At 65.8% G+C, this 15,611-nt stretch carries 8 protein-coding genes; 1 reads left to right on the top strand and 7 read right to left on the bottom strand.

All coding sequences use genetic code 11. From position 1 onward, the window contains the following. Window positions 1–124 precede the first annotated feature (124 nt). Entirely contained in the window at window positions 125–3,376 is a 3,252-nt protein-coding gene (gene rne, locus AC5P7A_RS02045; protein WP_495219838.1) for a ribonuclease E, read from the top strand. A 169-nt stretch (window positions 3,377–3,545) separates the two neighbouring features. Here rne and AC5P7A_RS02040 read toward each other — a convergent pair whose 3' ends face one another. The 7 genes from AC5P7A_RS02040 to AC5P7A_RS02010 form a co-directional block, all read right to left on the bottom strand. After that, window positions 3,546–4,433 (bottom strand): endonuclease/exonuclease/phosphatase family protein, encoded by an 888-nt coding sequence (locus tag AC5P7A_RS02040; protein ID WP_032960121.1) that lies wholly within the window; start codon window positions 4,431–4,433, stop codon window positions 3,546–3,548. 2 nt (window positions 4,434–4,435) lie between these two features. Continuing rightward, complete coding sequence (locus tag AC5P7A_RS02035) at window positions 4,436–7,603, bottom strand: discoidin domain-containing protein (RefSeq protein WP_495219837.1); 3,168 nt, start codon at window positions 7,601–7,603, stop codon at window positions 4,436–4,438. Then, window positions 7,600–8,436, bottom strand: a complete 837-nt coding sequence (locus tag AC5P7A_RS02030; RefSeq protein ID WP_006456347.1) for a carbohydrate ABC transporter permease — start codon at window positions 8,434–8,436, stop codon at window positions 7,600–7,602. The genes AC5P7A_RS02035 and AC5P7A_RS02030 overlap by 4 nt, the downstream gene beginning before the upstream one ends. Continuing rightward, window positions 8,433–9,314 carry a carbohydrate ABC transporter permease gene (locus tag AC5P7A_RS02025; protein ID WP_005410323.1) on the bottom strand — a complete coding sequence of 294 codons (882 nt, stop codon included), beginning with the start codon at window positions 9,312–9,314 and terminating at the stop codon, window positions 8,433–8,435. Before AC5P7A_RS02025 ends, AC5P7A_RS02030 begins: the two co-directional genes overlap by 4 nt. Then, on the bottom strand, window positions 9,311–10,651 hold the full coding sequence (locus AC5P7A_RS02020; protein WP_014647749.1) for a sugar ABC transporter substrate-binding protein: 1,341 nt from the start codon (window positions 10,649–10,651) through the stop codon (window positions 9,311–9,313). The genes AC5P7A_RS02025 and AC5P7A_RS02020 overlap by 4 nt, the downstream gene beginning before the upstream one ends. Before the next feature lie 4 nt (window positions 10,652–10,655). Beyond that, window positions 10,656–12,260: a glucoamylase family protein gene (locus AC5P7A_RS02015; protein WP_014647750.1), complete on the bottom strand. Its 1,605-nt coding sequence runs from the start codon at window positions 12,258–12,260 to the stop codon at window positions 10,656–10,658. 243 nt (window positions 12,261–12,503) lie between these two features. Then, entirely contained in the window at window positions 12,504–15,584 is a 3,081-nt protein-coding gene (locus AC5P7A_RS02010) for a TonB-dependent receptor (RefSeq protein ID WP_046431674.1), read from the bottom strand. Between the last annotated feature and the right edge of the window lie 27 nt (window positions 15,585–15,611).

Here is a 15,611-nt window from a genome sequence, read left to right as displayed (position 1 = left end):
GTGGTGTCGTAGCGCTGGAAACCCAAGCCGCCCTCCCCGCGCTTGCGCGAATGGGCGGCGAACCGTGTCCAGAGGCGAAACCCCATGGCGTTCCGCGCGGTAGCCGCTTGCGAGGAACGCAACAATGAAGCGAATGCTGATCAACGCCACGCAGGCTGAAGAGCTGCGTGTTGCCATCGTGGATGGCCAGTCGTTGTATGACATCGACATCGAACAGCCGTCGAAGGAACAGAAGAAGTCCAACATCTACAAGGGCCGGATCTTCCGCATCGAGCCCTCGCTGGAAGCCGCCTTCGTCGAGTACGGCGGTGGCCGCCATGGCTTCCTGCCGCTGAAGGAAATCTCCCGCGACTACTTCCAGGCCGGTGTCGACCACAACAAGGCCGGCATCCGCGAGCTGCTGAAGGAAGGCCAGGAGATCGTCGTCCAGGTCGACAAGGAAGAGCGTGGCAACAAGGGCGCCGCCCTGACCACGTTCATCTCGCTGGCCGGCCGCTACATGGTGCTGATGCCGAACTCGCCCAGCGCCGGCGGCGTTTCCCGTCGCATCGAGGGCGAAGACCGGGCCGCGCTGAAGGACGCCCTGGACAAGCTGAACATTCCCGACGACATGGGCGTGATCATCCGTACCGCCGGCGTCGGCCGCGATGCGGAAGAGCTGCAGTGGGACCTGGACTACCTGCTCAATGTCTGGCGCGCCATCGCCGAAGCCGCACTGAGCAAGCCGGCTCCGTTCCTGATCTACCAGGAATCGCGCCTGATCGTGCGCGCCCTGCGTGACTACCTGCGCGCCGACATCGGCGAGATCCTGGTGGACACCGAGGAGATGTACGAGCACGCCCGCGAGTTCATGCAGCAGGTGATGCCGCAGACCCTGCGCAAGCTCAAGCATTACAAGGACGACATCCCGCTGTTCAACCGCTTCCAGATCGAGTCGCAGATCGAGGGCGCCTACGAGCGCAACGTGCGCCTGCCGTCGGGCGGCTCGATCGTGGTCGACCAGACCGAAGCGCTGACCGCGGTCGACGTCAATTCCTCGCGCGCCACCAAGGGCAGCGACATCGAGGACACCGCGTTCCAGACCAACCTGGAAGCGGCCGAGGAAGTGGCCCGCCAGCTGCGCCTGCGCGACCTGGGCGGCCTGGTGGTGATCGACTTCATCGACATGGCCTCCAACAAGCACCAGCGCGAGGTCGAGAACCGCCTGGCCAACGCGCTGAAGTACGACCGTGCGCGCGTCCAGGTTGGCCGCATCTCGCGCTTCGGCCTGCTGGAAATGAGCCGCCAGCGCCTGCGCCCGAGTCTGGGTGAATCCAGCCAGATCGTCTGCCCGCGTTGCGACGGCCACGGCCGCATGCGCAGCGTCGAGTCGCTGTCGCTGTCGATCATCCGCGTTGCCGAAGAGCATGCGATGAAGGAAAACACCGGGCAGGTGCTGGTCCAGGCGCCGGTGGAGATCGCCAATTACCTGCTGAACGAAAAGCGCAGTGCCCTGCGCGAGATCGAGCAGCGCCACGAGGCGCCGATCGTGATCGTCGCCGACGAGCAGCTGCACACCCCGCACTACACCGTCACCCGCCTGCGCGAGAACGAGCTGGGTGAAGAGAGCAACAAGCCCAGTTACCAGCGCGGCACCCCGCGCAAGCTGCCGGTGCATGCCCTGACCAAGGGTCAGCTGAACATCCCGCCGCCGGCGGTGACCCAGGTCAAGCACACCTCCCCCGCCCCGGTGCGCGAGGAAGTGGAGCCGGCCGCAGCGGCACCGGCCCCGGTCGTGGCAGCGCCGGTTGCAGCGGCCCCGAGCGGCGGCGTGATCGGTTGGCTCAAGCGCGTGTTCGGTGGCGAACCGGCGCCGGCACCGGCACCGGCGGCTCCTGTTGCCCGCCAGCAGCAGGACGGCGGCCGCAAGGACCGCAACAAGGATCGCAACAAGGACCGCAAGGATCGCCGCGACGACAACCGTGGCAACGGCAACGCTCAGCAGCAGAAGGATGGCGGCAACCGCAAGGAGCGCGGTGAGCAGCGCAAGGACGGCCGCAACGGCAACAACGGCAATGCCCAGCAGCAGCCGCAGCAGGGCAGGCAGAAGGAGCCTCAGCAGAAGGACGGCCAGCAGCCGCATCAGCAGAACAAGCCGCGCAACGAGCAGCAGGGCCAGAACCAGAACCAGCAGCAGCCGAAGCTGAAGCAGCCAAAGCAGCCGCGCCAGCCGCAGGACGGTGACAAGCCGGCCGAGAAGCCGCAGCGCAGCACCGCCGAGGCACCGACCGAGGCCGTGACCGCGGCTGCCGCCGTGGCCGCCACGGCGGTCGCCGCCAATGGGGTGACCGCTCAGGAAGCCACTGCGCCGGTGGCGCCGGTTGCGCCGGCCGCCTCCGCTCCGGCGGAAGCCACTGCACCGGCCGACACCACTGCCAACGCCGGCAACGGGGCCGAGGCGATTGCCGTGACCGGTGAAGAGGCTGCTGTCGACGCCAACGGCGAGCAGGCCGGTGAAGGCGCGACCCGCCGCCGCCGTGGCCGTCGTGGTGGCCGTCGCCGCCGTCGTGGTGGCGCCGAGAACGCTGCCGGCAGCGATGGCCTGGGCGATGATCAGGACGACGCGGACGACAGTGATGACACCGATGCCGCTGATGTCGCCGAGCAGAGCAACGACAGCGTCGCCGGGACCACTCCGGTCGCCGCTGCGCAGCCGGCCCGTTCGCAACCGGAATTCGATTTCGATGACGAAGTCGAACCGACCGCTGCCGAATCCGGAAAGCCGGTCCGTGCCGCCGCCGCTGTTGTCGCCGCGCCGGTCGCGGTGGTGAGCAGCGCCGTGGTCGATGCCGCTGCACCGGTGGTGGCCGAGGTACAGGCCCCGATCAATACCGTGGCCAAGGCCGAACCGGCATCTTCGCCGGTGCAGACCAGCATGCTCGATGCCATCGACGCGGCGACCCCGGCCCAGCCGCTGGTGGCTGCAGCACCGGCGGTCGAAGCCAAGCCGGTCGTGGTTGAGGCTGCCCCGGCCGTTGAAGCCACTCCGGTGGTCGAAGTGAAGCCGGTCGTGGAATCGAAGCCAGAGATCGCTGAAGCCGCTCCGGCGGTCGAAGCCGAGCCGCTGGCCGTTGAGGCCGCCCCGGTGGTGGAGGCCGCTCCCGCGGTTGAAGCCAAGCCGGTTGTCGAGACCGCACCGGTCGCCGAACAGCCAGTCGCTCCGGTGGCGGTTGAAGCCGCACCGGTGGAAGCTGCGGCCCCGGTCGCCGATGCGGTGGTGACGCCGTCGATCGATCCGGCCGCCGATGGTCACACCGATGCCGCCGCCCAGGCGGCCGAAACCAAGGCCGACGAAGAAGACGAAGACGCCGCCAAGCGCACGCCGCCGGCGAACTGATCGCGATCTGGTCGCGTGAAAAGGAACGGCGGGGATCGATGATCCCCGCCGTTTCTGTTTGTGCGCCGGGCGCGTGCAGCGCTCTGGTAGAGGCCAACCTTGGTTGGCGCCGTTGTTCGAGCGAACGCGGACACGTCCGTGCCAACCAAGGTTGGCACCTACCAGGACATCAGCGCGTCGGCGCGAACTGCAACCGGGTCCACACGCCGTAGTGGTCCGAGGCCCAGCGACCGCTGTCATCTGGCTGGTCGAACAGGAGCTTCGCTTCGCGCGCGACCATCCGGTCCTGCTGGAAGAAGATGTGGTCGATACGCGAAGGTGCCTGGTAATAGTGCCGGTTCAAGGTGCTGACCCCGGCCAGGTCGGTGTTGACGTGCACGCTGCCATAGCTGTCGCCGTAATGGCTGCGCAGCTCGCTCAGGTCACCTGCGTCCACCAGCGCATTGAAGTCGCCCGCGATCACCACCGGCGCGCCGGCCGAGGTAGCGGTGATGAAGCGCAGCAGGTCCTCGACCTGGGTACGGCGGATGCGCTGACCACTCTCGTCGTTGCGCTCGTTGAGATGCGTGGCGTAGACGTTCACCGGCGTGCCGTCGACGTCGATGCGCAGGTGGGCCACCGTGCGGTAGTCGTCCAATGGCAGCAGCAGATGGTCCCCCTGGGCGAGGATCGGCCGCCGGGTCAGCAACGCATTGCCGTAACGCTTCGGCGCACCCACCGGATCGGTGGACACGAATACGTACTTGTAGCCGAGTTGGCTGGCCAGCCACTGCGCCTGGTTGCGCACGTTGCGGCGCTGGATCACCTCCTGCAGCGCGATGGCATCGGGCTGCAGGCGCTTGAGTTCGGCCAGGATGGTACGGCGGCGGCTTGGCCAGTCTTCGCGGTCATGATGGAGGTTGAAGGTGACCATGCTCATGCCTGGCGCGCTGGCGATGTCCACCGCTGGCGATGCGACCTGCGGCACCGCCGCCAGCGTCAGCCCTGGCAATGCCAATGCAATGGCCAGCCCCAGGGCGCGCACCGTCGCACGCGCTCCCTCCCCTTGTTGCTTCATCGTTACTGCCCCTTGCGCTCGGCGCGGCGCACCGCGCCCGGTACATCGATCTCGATCCGTGCCGGCAGCTGGTGCACGTGCAGTTCCTTGTTGATCCATTCGGCCGCTTCGCCGTTGATGGTCGCCTCGCCCGGATCACCGGCGTACGGCCACGGCAACACCACGCCACCGACCGGTGGCACCAGGCCCGGCTGCACCTCCAGCACCAGCTGCTTGTCGCTGCGCTGCAGGCGGTAATTGAGCTGGCCCTGCGGCGTGCGAAGGCCCTGCACGGCGATGCCCTCGCCCTGCAGCCAGGCCGTCGGGATGCCGGCGGCCAACACCAGCGCATCGTCCATGTCACGACTGTAGGCGAACATGTCCAGGGCCGAGCGCACGAAGTCCGAGGCGACCCAGGCATGCGGCAGGTCACCGACGAAGAACGGCTTGCGCGGCGTGCGCGAGACCACTTCGGCCCACTGGTTCCAGGCCTGCGGCGCACGGTCCTTGAAGAAGAACTCGGTCGCCTGCCAGGCGCGATCGCGCCAGCCCAGGCGAACGAAGGCGGCCACGTTGCGCCACTCGTACGGCGTGTAGTCCTTCCACTCGCGCTTGCCATCGCGGCGGGCCACGAATTCCTTCCAGTAGCGCTCGAAGGTCGCCTCCAACGCCTGCTGCGGCAGCCGGCCCTGCTCGCCGCCCGGCGCCAGCGCGATGGTGGTCGAGGTCGCGTCGAAATCGCCCAGCTCGGCCGAGCCCGGCAGGTAGTCGATGTTGTGCTGCTGCATCGCCGACAGCAGTGACGCCTGCAGGTCATCACGGAACTGGTCACGCGACTCGGCGATCTGCATCGCTTCGACCTTGCCCAGCTGGGCCGCCAGCGATGCTGCGTCCTTGTAGCCGCGCAACGCCCAGAAATTATCCCAGTACGAATGCATCGGCTTGGCCGAATAGCCTTCGTGGCTGATCGAGGCCGGCATCATCCCGTAGAACGCCGGATTGCGCGCACGGTTCTCTTCGGTACGCTCGCTGGCACGCAGCTGCTCCATGTAGCTGTAGGCGCCCTGCACGTGCGGCCACATCAGCTCGGCGAAGGTGCTGTCGCCGGTATAGCGCCCATATTCGGCGATGCTGTAGATCAGCTCACCGTGGCTGTCGTTCTCCGGTACCGGGTCGCTGCCGCGCGCATCGACACAGCACGGCACCTTGCCGTTCTCGAACTGGTAAGGCGCATACCAGTTGATGTAGTCACGCACGGCATCGCTGCGCCCCATGCGCAGCAGGCCTTCGGAAATCATCGCGCCGTCGCGGATCCAGCTGCGCGCGTACGAGCGCGTGCCCGGCTGCAGGCGCGGGCCGACCCGGGAGATCAGCATGTGCGCCACGGCGGTGCGCAGGGTGTCGACCAGGGCCTGGCCTGCCGCCGGCACCTGCAGCGAGACCACGCCCAGCGCGTGCCGCCACTGTTCGGCCACCTGCGCCTGCGCCTTGGCCACGTCCAGCGCCTGCGGCGCCCAGCTCCCGGTCTGCGGCAGCACCACTGCCACTTCGCGGCTCTGCCCGGGTTCCAGCTTGATCGTATACAGCAGCGCACCGGACGCCATGCCGGTACTGTCCTTCACTGCCGTAGTGGCCGGATACTTTCCGGACGCAAGATGCATCGCATCGAGCTTGCCATCGAACGTGCTGGCGAAACGGGCATCGGGCACCTGCAGTGGATAGATGCGCGGCTCGCCGTTGATGCGTACCAGCTGTTCGCCCACGTCCAGCGCATCGATGCGGCTGAAGCCGCCGACGGTGTTGAGGAACTGGGTCGGCGGGTTGACCTGCCAGGGGCGGATCGCCAGCGCCAGGGTGTACTCGTGCGCCACCTTGTCCGGATTGCTCAGCCGGTAGCGGCCGATCAACTGCGCGCGCTCCGGCGTGCCCTGCACGAAGCTGGTCACCGCCAGGCCGGCCTTCTCGTGCACCCAGTCGACGTTGGCGATCGGAAGATAGTGGTCCTGCAGCGACTGGGTAGTGGCCACCTTCGACCAGTCCAGCAGCTTGCCGTCGAGGCGGATGAACGGCTCGATGCTGAAGCTGCCCTTGGCCGGCTCCAGCGCACCGTCCTCGCTGATCAGCGCCTGTTCCTGGCCGCCATCGAGGCCGAGCAGGGTCCAGTACGGCTGTTCGCCCACATACGCACGCGGCAGCGAACCGCGCGGCAGGTCGGCCGCCACCGAGGACAGGAAGGCGTTCGGCGTGGCGGCGAACGCCAGCGGCTTGAGCGTGATGTCACGGATGCCATAGCGCCAGTTCGGGCCATCGAGCAGATCGAAACGCACGTAGCGTGCGTCGGTGTCCGGCAGCGCCAGCCAGTCGCGGCCACCCGCACCGCCGGTCACCTCGCGCACAGTGCGCCAGTCCCGGCCATCTTCGGACGTCCGCACGGTGTAACGATTGGCTTCCAGGTTCGGCAGCCAGTCGATCACCGCACCGCCGATCTCGCGGCTCTTGTGCAGGTCCAGGCTGATGGTCTGCTGCTTGACCCCGCCGCTGATCCAGAACGTATCGCCCTTGCCATCGATCATGCGGTCCTGCAGCGCGGTGGCGGTATCGGCGATGACCGATGGCACCAGTGCCGAATCATCCTGCGGTGGCAGGCCCTGCAGGGTCAGCTTGTCGAAGCACACCGTGCCGCGGCCACCGACCTTGCTGTAGATCGTGAACTCGACCGCGGCGCTGCGCGCCATCTCCTTCTCGGGCGACGGCCCCCACGCCTTGTCGATCTGGCGACGCCGGTATTCGACCGGTGTCCACGCCTTGGGGAAGCTGTAGCCCGGGCGGTTGACCCACCAGACGTTGTCGCCGCTGGCATCGATCAGCTTGAACTGCAGGTCGTTGGCCGGCGAATCACCACGCAGCTGGAAGCCGAAACGGTAGTTGACCGGGTAGTCGATGTTCAGCGCGCGGCGGATGCCGACGTAGCCGGAGACCTTGTGGAAATCATAGTCCAGGCACAGGGCACGGCCGCCGCCGGCGCCGCTGACCGGCCGCAGCGAACCACTGACCTGGTCGGACAGCACCAGTTTCCAGGCGCCGATATCGTCGAAGTCGTCCAGCACCTTCGGCGCCGGCAGTGCCGGTGGTGCGGCGATCGCCAGGGAGGTCCACAACAGTCCCAGTCCAACGGCGATCGCTCGCTTCATCCCTTGACGCTCCCCAGCAACAGACCTTGGATGTAGTACCGCTGCAGCACCAGGAACAGCGCCAGCACCGGAACCACGGTGACCACCGCGCCAGCCATCATCATTTCCACGTCCATGATGTGTTCGCGCGAGAGGGTGGCCAGCGCCACCGGCAAAGTGTAGTGCTCCTGGTCGGTCAACACGATCAGCGGCCACATGAAATCGTTCCATGCGCCCATGAAGGTGAAGATCGCCAGGGTCACCAGCACCGGCTTGAGCATCGGCAGCACGATCTGGAAGAAGATGCGCAGCTCCCCTGCCCCGTCGATGCGCGCCGCTTCCAGCAGTTCGTCTGGGATCGAACGTGCGTACTGGCGTACCAGGAAGATGCCGAACACGCTGGCCAGCGCCGGCACGATCACGCCGCCGAAGCTGTTGACCAGCCCCAGCTGCTTCATCAGCAGGAACAGTGGCAGCATCGCCACCTGCGCTGGAATCACCAGCGCCGCCATCAGTACCTGGAACAGGCGCTCGCGGCCGACGAAGTTGAGCTTGGCGAAAGCGTAACCGGCCATGGTGTTGAGCAGCAGCGAGCCGATCGTGATGCCCAGCGACACCAGCAGGCTGTTGGCAAAGTTGCCGCCCATGCCGGTGCGCGCGAACAGTTCATGGTAGTTGTGCGTGGTGATGCTCGAAGGCAGCAGCGGCGGCGGGAAATGGCTGGCCTCGCCCTGCGGCATGAACGAGACCGAGACCATCCACAGCAGCGGTGCCAGGCTGACCAGGGCCAGCACCAGCAACGCACCATTGATCATCCACGGGTACCAGCGCGACTGGCCGATTTCACGACTCATACCAACTGCCTCTTGCGACCGAAACGCAGCATCACGGTGGTCACCGCCAGGATGATCAGGAACAGCAGGAACGCCACGGCGGAGGCGCGTCCCAGGTTCCACCACTTGAAGCCTTCCTCGAACATGAAATACAGCACGCTGACGGTGCTCTGCAGTGGGTCGCCGCGGGTCATCACGTAGGGTTCGGCGAACAGCTGGAAGTAGCCGGACACGGTAATCACCCCGACCACCAGCAGCACCGGGCCGAGCATCGGCAGGGTGATGTGCAGGAACTGCTTCCAGCGCGAGGCACCATCGATGCGCGCCGCTTCGTACAGGTCATGCGGGATCGCCTGCAGGCCGGCCAGGAAGATCACCATGTTGTAGCCGAAGTTCTTCCACACCGCGAACAGCATGATGGTCGGCATCGCCCAGTTGGGATCACCCAGCCAGTCGATCGGGCTGATGCCCAGATGGCCCAGGCCGTAGTTCACCAGGCCATAGCTGGTATGGAACAGGTAGCGCCAGATCACCGCCACCGCCACCAGCGTGGTCACCACCGGCGCGAACAGGGCCGTGCGGAACAGGGCCTTGAAGCGCGCGGCCGGTGCATTGAGCAGCATCGCCGCGCCCAGCGACACGCCGATCGACAACGGCACGCCGATCAGCACGAAGTAGGTGGTGTTCCACAGCGACTTCCAGAACATCGGCGTCTGCAGCAGGTCGATGTAGTTGCCCAGGCCGACGAAGCGCAGGTTGCTGCTATCGGCCAGTGCATAGAGGTCGAAGTCGGTCACGCTCAGTGCAAGCGCCGAGGCGACCGGCAGGCCGAAGAACACGCCCAGCACGATCAGCGAGGGGCCGGCGAAGATCCAGCCGGCCAGCGAAGTACGTTTCATTGCGCGCTCCCGGCGGCCACGGCGCTGCTCGATTGCGGCGACGGCGCGCGCTCCTGCAGGCGTTGTTGTTCATGCATCCAGCGGCGCTTGGCCAGCACCTTGTCCACGCGCTGGTCCAGCTCTTCCACGGCCTTGTCCTGCGGCAGGCCACCGCGCACCACCTTCTCGGTGACGATGCGCATTTCCTGCACGATGCGCTCCCATTCGAGCACCTTCGGCGTCGGCCTGACCCGCTCCAGCTGATCGCGGAACGCGGCCGCCAGCGGGTCATTGGCCAGCGACGGCGTGTTCCACGCACTGCGGCGCGGCGGCAGGTCGCCAATGATCGAATGGAAGCGTGCCTGGATTTCCGGCCGCGACAGGAATTCGATCAGCTTCCAGGACGCCTCCTTCTGCTGCGACTTGCGGAAGATCACCAGGCTGGTACCACCGGCGATGCCCGCGCCCGGACCGTCCGGCCCCGGCAGCGCGGCGGTGCCCCACTGCCCTTCCAGTTCCTTCGGCTGTAGCTTCTTGAACTCGCGGATGTTCCAGGGGCCGGAGATGTAGAACACGTTGAAGCCGCGGAAGAATTCGTCCCAGACATTGGAGATCTGCGTCTCGGACATCTTCGGCGCCCAGCCCTGCTCGAACATGTTGGCGTAGAAGCCCAGCGTGCGGCGGAACCCCGGGCTGGAGAAATTGCCCCGGGTGTCGTCGTCACGCAGCAGCGGGTCGGGCTGCTGCAAGGCCAGCGACAGCTGCTGCTCGAACTCGTTGATCGGCATCAGCACCGCGTAGCGGCTCGGGCCCTGCATGCGCTTGATCGCCGCCATCTGCTCTTCCCATTCCTGCCACGTACGCGGCGGGTGGTCGTAGCCGGCCTTGGCCAGCAGGTCCTTGCGGTAGTAGATCAGACGCGTATCGACGTACCACGGCACGCCGACCAGCCCGCCGTGGATCACGTTGGTATCCCAGATGCCCTGGAAGTAGTCCTTCGGGTCGACCACGGTGGAGCGCTGCACGAACGGCTGCAGCGGGGTCAGCGCGTCGAGTTCGGCGAACTCCGGCACCCAGGTGTTGCCAAGCTGGCACACGTCCGGCAGGCCGTCGGCGGCGAACGCGGTCAGCAGCTTCTCATGCGCGGCGGTCCACGGGATGTTCTGCACATCCACCTTGATGCCGGGGTTTTCGGCCTCGAATTCGTGGATCAGCTCGCTGACCACCTCGGCTTCGCGGCCCATCGCCCAGAAGCGCACGGTGGTGGTGCCCGGTTCGGTACGGGCGCAGCCGGCCACGGCCAACGCGGCCAGGGCAGGCAGCGCCCAGCGGCGCAGGCGGTCGATCCAGTTCGGCATCGGGCTACTTGCCCTGGCCTGTGGTGCGGTTGGCATTGTTCTTCTGTTCCTGCGCGGCAGCCGCGCGTGATTCGGCGATACCCACCGCGCGTGCTGCCGCGGCCTTTTCGTCTTTCTGCAGTTCCAGCGGCTGGAACGACCCTTCCGGCGCCAGCCAGCCGCCACTGAACCCGGCCCGCTCCAGGCCCTTGCGGATGTACGGGTTCTTCTTCATCACTTCCCAGACGAAGTCATCGCGGTAGTTGGCGATCATGGTCAGGATCGGGCCCTGGTCGATGGCGATGTAGTCGCTGGCGACCCAGCCGCGATCGGGAACCAGACGACCGGTCTTGATCGGGATGTCGTAGTTGAAGCTGGGGTTGAACGAATCCAGGAAGCCGTAGCTGGAATAGATGTAGTCGCCAAAGCGCTTGTGCATCTCCAGCGTGGCCGGGATCACCTGCTCGGGGGCGAACACCACCGAGGCGATCGCAGCGGTCGGGGCGATGGTGCCGTCATCAAAGTTCTCGCGCAGGCCGGCGCCGCGCGAGGAGTAGTGGCGGAACTGGCGCTGCTCGCCGCGGTACTCCTGCGTGGTGTTCTGCGGACCATCGCTGGCGGTCAGGCCCCACACGTTCTCGCCATACTCCTTCCACTGCATCGGGTTGGCGATGGCATATTCGCGCTGGGCCAGCGCGGCCGACCGGCTGTTGAGGAAATAGGTGCTGCCGCGCTCGCGCATGTAAGCGTCCTGGATGTCGCGGAAGTCGATCCAGACGTGGCTGTACTGGTGGCCGAACAGCGGGCCGAAGGACAGGTATTCCTGGCCCTGGTAGACGCCCCAGTCGTTGTCGTAGGTACGCGTCCACACCGTCCACGCGTCCGGGCTGACCGGGTGCGTCGGCGAGCCCAGGGCGAGGATGTACACCATCATCGCCTCGTTGTAGCCCATCCAGTCGTGGTCGATGAAACCGCTCTCCGGGAACCAGCCCATCGAGATCAGCGGTGCACGCTGCTGCAGCCACGGCCAGTCGACCTTCTTGTACAACGTATCGGCGATCTGGCGGATTTCCTTCTCGCGCGGATCATCACCGTCGTAGTACGACTGCGCGAACAGCACGCCCATCATCAGCAGCGCGGTATCCACCGATGACAGCTCGACCCAGCTGTCGTAGCGACGGCCTTCCTGCATGTCCAGGAAGTGGTAGTAGAAGCCCTTGTAACCGGCCTTGCCGGTGCGCTGCGGGCCCATCGGCACGTCGCGGAAGAACTTCAGCGTGGTCAGCGTGCGGTCGATCGCCTGGTTGCGGCTGACCCAGCCGTTCTCGATGCCGATCGGATAGGCGGTCAGCGCGAAGCCGACCGAGGCGATGCTGGCGAACGGCCGCGACGGGTAGCGGTCCGGGGTCAGCCCGTTGACCTCGTTGGTGGTATCCCAGAAGAACTGGAAGGTGCGGCGCTCGATGTCATCGAACAGCGGCGGCAGCTCAGGCTTCATGGGCCGAGGCGGTGCATCGGCCTCGATCAGGATCACCGGCGGGCGCGGTTTGGCAGGTTCCTGCTGGGCCGGCTGGCAGGCGGCCACGGCCAGGCTCAGCGCTGCGGCGGACAACAGATGGCGTGCCTGCATGGCGCGGTTCCTCCGGTGGTCTGATCGATGGGAAAGCATACCGTCCAATGATCTGAAATCGTTTACAAGGTGTGTGCTTAAAAAACCACGAAAAACGTGGCCTGACACCGCGATCATTGCCCACGCCGCTGCCCCCTGGCCGGCAGCGGCGTGGGCAATGGACCGGCACGGGGCCGGCCATTGCCGTTTTCACCGATGCCGCCAGCGAGCCGGCGGCATCGGGTCATGCATCACCGCCCGGGCTTAGAAGCGGAAGCCCACTTCGGCCTTGACCTGGCGCGGCGTACCGACGATGTCGCCGGTCTCGTTGTAGCTCACCAGCAGCTTGCCGTCGCTCTTCACGTAGTTCAGGTTGGAGAAGTTGTCGAAGTTGAGCACGTTGATGATGTCGATACGCGCATACAACTCGGTATCGCCGGCCAGCTTGAAGGTCTTGGTCGCCTGCAGGTCAAGCGACCGGTAGCCGAAGATCTTGCCGCCGAGCAGGAAGCGGCCGTTGCCCCCCGGGTAGCCGGCGGCCGGGGTCGGCAGGCAGTTCGGGTTGCCGGCCTGTGCCACGCAGGACCAGTCGTTGCCCGCCACCGGGGTGGCCAAGGTCAGCTTGCCACCGAAGGTGATGCCCCAGAAGCCATCGTAGGAGCCCGTGACCACCAGACGGTGGCGCGGCGCGCCGTTGGACTTGATGTATGGGTATTCGCCGATGGTGCCGCGATCGAACGAGTAGTGCTCGTCGATGTTGCGGTTGTGGCGCGCAGTGGTCCAGGTATAGGCGATCGAGGTACCCCAGCCACTTTCCTTGGTGTACGGCTTCTGCGCAGACAGGAGGATCTGGGTAGCGCGGGTCTTGATGCCCTGCTGGCCAATGATCAGGCTGCCGAAGCCGGGGATGTTGCAACCCCACGGTTGGCCGTAGGTTGGCTTTTCGGCACCACACAGCATCTGGTTGTCGAAGAAGTTGCCGTTGCGGAAGCGATTGCCCAGGGTGTAGGCGAAGCCATCATAGGTCAGCGTGCGCGAGATGGTGGCGTCGGTCAGCCACTCCCCGATCTGGTTGCTCATGCCCAGGCTGAACTGGTCCGCGTAGGGCACCTTCAAGTTGTTGTTGAGCAGGTCCACTTCCAGGCCTTCGTTGCTGGTACTGCCCAGCAGGGCCTGCACGTTGCCGATGCCATTGAGCAGGTTCGGGTTCCAATCGAAGCACGGGTTCTGCCCGTACAGGCAGGCTCCGCTGCGCGGGTCGCGGAAGTACACGGTCGGCTGCGGCAGGGCCAGCTTGGTGGTTTCCAACGCCAGGTAGTCGAAAAGATCACGGTCGTAGGAACGACCGGCGCCACCATGGATCACATGCTGCTCGTCGGCATTGATGTCATACGAGAAGCCCAGCCGCGGCTGCCAGGCATCCTTGAATGCCTTGCGGTTGTGGCCGTTGCTGATGTAGTCGTTGATGTTCAGGCCGCTCAACGCGAGCGTCTGCGCGTAGCTCTGCCCGGCCGGGCCATGCGGATCCTGCGCATTGAGCGCGCTGACCACTTCCGGCGGGGTCACGAAGTCCAGGTAGGTCGGGTTCTTCTCGTAGTCCCAACGCAGGCCAAGGTTCAACTGCAGGTGGTCGTTGACCTGCCAATCGTCCTGAATGAACAAGCCAATCTGCGTGGTCTTCGAGCGTACTTCCGGCAACACGCCACTGACACCAGTAATCGGCTTGGTGAACTGCGCCTTGTACGGCGTATCAATGCCAAATTCCGGGTTGCCCACGGTGTAGTAGAACTGCGGGTTGATCTGCTGCGCGTCGGAGGCGTACAGATTGATCTTCTTGTACTTGGCGCCCATCTTGATGGTGTGGTCGCCAGCCCACTCCAAGCCGTCCAGGGTCAGGTTGTCTTCGATCGACCAGCCCTTCTGGCCCTTCACCTGCGAGGCGAAGGCGCTGGCACCACCGATTTCCACAATGGTGCGTTCCTGCGGGGTGTTGCCGTCAATGTCACGGCCGTCCGGCGCGGTGTACACGTAGCCGTTGCCCAGGGTCAGCGGCAGCGGGTTGTTGAACGACTTCTCGTGGGTGACCATCAGCTCGTTGTAGAAGCGCTCACCGCTGTGATTCCAGCGCAGCGCGAAACGACGGTCTGTGTTGTCAGTGACCTTGCCATGCTCCTTGGAGGTCTGGTCACTGAACTGCTGCTGATTCTCGTCACGATCCTGGACTGTGAACTCGATGCGGTCGTTGTCGGTCGGCTCGACGTCGATCTTGGCGAAGATCAGGTCCTGCTTGAACGGCTGGCTGGCCGGGCCCAGGCCGGCGGCGGCCGCCGCCGGCAGCTGCGAGGCAGCACTGGTGACCGCGCCATTCGGGGCAATGGTCACTGGCAGATCGAAACGCTTGGCTTCGTAGGTCACGAAGAAGTGGGCCTTGTCCTTGATGATCGGACCGCCCAGCGCGAAGCCGTATTCCTTCTCCGCCGATTCTTCCTTGCTCTTTCCCGGCTGGCGTTCGGCCGGGGTCATCGCACGCATACTGTCGTTGGTGTAACGATAGAAGGTCTCGCCCTTGAACTCGTTTGTACCCGACTTGGTCGCAGCGGTGATCGCGGCGCTGGACACCTGGCCGTACTCGGCCTTGTAGTTGCCGCTGATGACCTTGTATTCACCGATGGCGAGCTGCGGGAACGGGTTGCCTGCGCTGCCGGACTGGCCGGCCACGCCGCCGCCCTTGACGTAGCTCTTCTGGCCCACACCGTCAATGTACACGTTGGTGCCGTCGGCGTTGGTCGCACCGCCGCGCAGCGAGGTGTTGCCCTTGGCGTCACGGGTGAAGATCATGCCCGGCACCGCGTCGGCGAACTCCAGGAAGTTGCGCGACACCTGCGGGGTGGTCTGGATCTGCTGCAGGCTGACGGTCTTGCCGACTTCGGAGGTGCGCACTTCCTGCAGCAGGGTCGGCGCGACGACGTTGACGGTGTCCAGGTTGGTGGCCGCGGTCGAACCGGGGGTGCTGCTGGCGGCACCGGCAAAGTTCAGCGTCGCGGTCGAGGCCACGGTGACGGTGACCTTCTGGGTCTGGCCGTTGGCGACCACGTCATAGGTACCCGGGTCCAGGCCCATCAGCGAGTAGCTGCCGTCGGCGCGGATGGTGCCACGGCGGACGGTACCGGTAGCCACGTTGGTGGCGGTCACTTCGGTACCTGCCTGGGCGCCGGCAACCTGGCCGCGCAGGCTGGCGTTGGCCGACTGCGCCATGACGTTGGGGGCGGCGGCCAGCATCAGGCAGCTGACCAGTGCGGTGCTCAGCAGCCGGCGCGCCGGCATGCGGAAGGTGGTATGCATCATCAACTCAATCTCCGGGTGGCGGTAACC

The sequence above is a fragment of the Stenotrophomonas sp. YJH_SMC_65 genome (assembly GCF_059369475.1).
This window is presented reverse-complemented; position numbering and strand designations above follow the sequence as displayed.